We start from the raw sequence: 2,133 nt of genomic DNA, 5'->3' as shown, positions 1-2,133 counted from the left end.
CCCTCCGCCTGACCCCCGCCGGGGCCGGTCACTTCTCGGCGATGCCGAAAGCCGTCCACCCCAGGTCGGGGAAACCGGCCGCCGTGGACACCGCCGCCGACGCCGCGTTCGAGTGCGCGTGCAGGTACGTCGGCACCGCCCCCTCGTCGAGCACCCGCCGCGCCGCCTGGGCCACCAGTTGCCTGGCCAGCCCGCGCCCGCGCGCCTCCGGGGCCGTCACCACCGAGAGCTCGTGCCCGAACGCGTCATGGCGCTTGATCCCCACCCCGGCCAGGTGCGAGCCCGTGTCCGGGTCCACGGCCACCAGCACCTCGCCGCCGAACACGTGCAGCCACTCCGGCACCCCGGGCGCGGTGGCGGGCACCCAGTCGCCCGCGTCCGCCAGCGGGGCCGGCCGGGTGGTCCAGCGGTAGACGGCCTCGAACCAGCCGCGCTCGCCGTACCCGACGATCTTCGGGATCTCCGCCAGCGTCCGCGCGGCCGTCACGCGGGCCACGTGCTCAGGCGCCACCGACAGGACCGCGCCGTCAGGGGTGCCCACGCCGAGCGCTGGATGGACGCGCCCGTCCCAGGCCGGCGCGGTACGCCGGTCCGAGCCTGTGACGTGGAGCTTCTCCTCGGGGGGCCAGGCGCCGAGCCAGTGCCGCAGATGATCGGTAAGAGACACGAAACTACTATAAGAAGTAGTAAAAATATCGATTACAGCAGGGGTGTGGTTACTCGCGCGAAGGGGCTCGACACGCCGCGTGACGCCGAGATAGCGTCCTGACATAAGGATCTTTATCCTGTCAGGAGGTCCCCTATGGAAGTTCCCGGCTACACGGAGATCCGGGAACTCGGACACGGCGGGACAGGCCGGGTCATGCTCGCCGTACGGGACTCCGACGGCCTCGCGGTCGCGATCAAGCACCTGTCGGAGCCGCTGCGCCAGGACACGTCGTTCGTGGCGCGGTTCAGGGCCGAGGCGATGGTCATCCGGGAGATCGACAGCCCGTACACGGCCCGGCTGCTGGACTACGTCGAGGCGGGCGACGACGCCGTCATCGTGATGGAGCTGGTCGACGGTGTCACGCTGCGGCGGCTGCTGGAGCACGAGGGCAGGACGGGCCCGGAGGCCGCGCTCACGGTGCTCAAGGGGGCGCTGCTCGGGCTGGCCGAGGCCCACCGGCACGGGGTCGTGCACCGCGACTTCAAACCCGAGAACGTGATCATCACCCAGGACGGCGACAGCAAGCTCGTCGACTTCGGCGTGGCCGCGCGCTTCGGGGAGACCGCCGCGCTCGCGGGCACCCCCTCGTACATGGCACCCGAGCAGTGGGACGACGCCCCGGCGAGCCCCGCGACCGACGTCTACGCCGCCACGCTCGTCTTCTTCGAATGCCTGACCGGTCACCGGGTCTTCCAGGGCCTGAACGTGGCCGCGCTGGCCTACCAGCACCAGCACGTCGCGCCCGTGCTGGAGGACGTGGCGGAGCCGCTGCGCGGGCTCGTCGAGCACGGGCTGGCCAAGGACCCGGCGGAGCGGCCGGAGTCGGCGCAGGCGTTCCTGGCCGAGGTGGAGGAGGCCGCGCTCGACGCGTACGGGGACGAATGGGAGCTCCGGGGGCGCGCCGGGCTCGGGATCCTGACCGTGCCGCTCGCCGCGCTGCTGCCCCGGCCGCAACCGATCGCCGAGGACGGCGCCGGCACGAGCATGGCCCACACCACGCTCACGCCCGCCACCAAGATCGCGGTGACCGGCGGGCTGGTGCTGGCGACCGCGGCGGCGGTGGTCGCGGCGTACGTGATCTGGAACGACTCCGACCCCGAGCCGGGGCCCGGCCTCGCGCTCCCGCCCGCCACGTCCGCGCCCCCGTTCACGCCGCCGGGCACCACGGAGCCGGGCTCGCCGACGCCCAGCCCGGAGGAGTCGGGCGCGGGCACGCCGTCCGTCATCTCCATCGCCGAGCCGAGCCTGGGCCCGAGCGCGCCGACGGCGCCTCCCACGGGCGGGCCGCTGCCGCCGCCGGGCACGCCGGAGCCGACCCGGCAGCCGCCGACGCGATCGAGCCGGCCGGAGCCGACCACGCGCCCGCCCACCAGCGAGCCGCCCGCGACCCGGACGTCCACCGAGCGCCCCGACCTGCCCGACAG

At 74.0% G+C, this 2,133-nt stretch carries 2 protein-coding genes; one reads left to right on the top strand and one right to left on the bottom strand.

From position 1 onward, the window contains the following. Positions 1-28: 28 nt before the first annotated feature. Positions 29-667: a GNAT family N-acetyltransferase gene (locus tag ETD85_RS61855; protein ID WP_240780184.1), complete on the bottom strand. Its 639-nt coding sequence runs from the start codon at positions 665-667 to the stop codon at positions 29-31. A gap of 135 nt (positions 668-802) precedes the next feature. Here ETD85_RS61855 and ETD85_RS61850 point away from each other — a divergent pair. After that, positions 803-2,133: serine/threonine-protein kinase (locus tag ETD85_RS61850; RefSeq protein ID WP_138699025.1), on the top strand; the 1,331-nt coding region annotated here is incomplete at its 3' end.

This window comes from Nonomuraea zeae, from assembly GCF_005889725.1.
In the GTDB taxonomy this organism is placed as follows: Bacteria; Actinomycetota; Actinomycetes; order Streptosporangiales; family Streptosporangiaceae; genus Nonomuraea; species Nonomuraea zeae.
The sequence above is the reverse complement of the archived record's forward strand: the minus strand, read 5'-3'. Positions and strand labels throughout refer to the sequence as shown.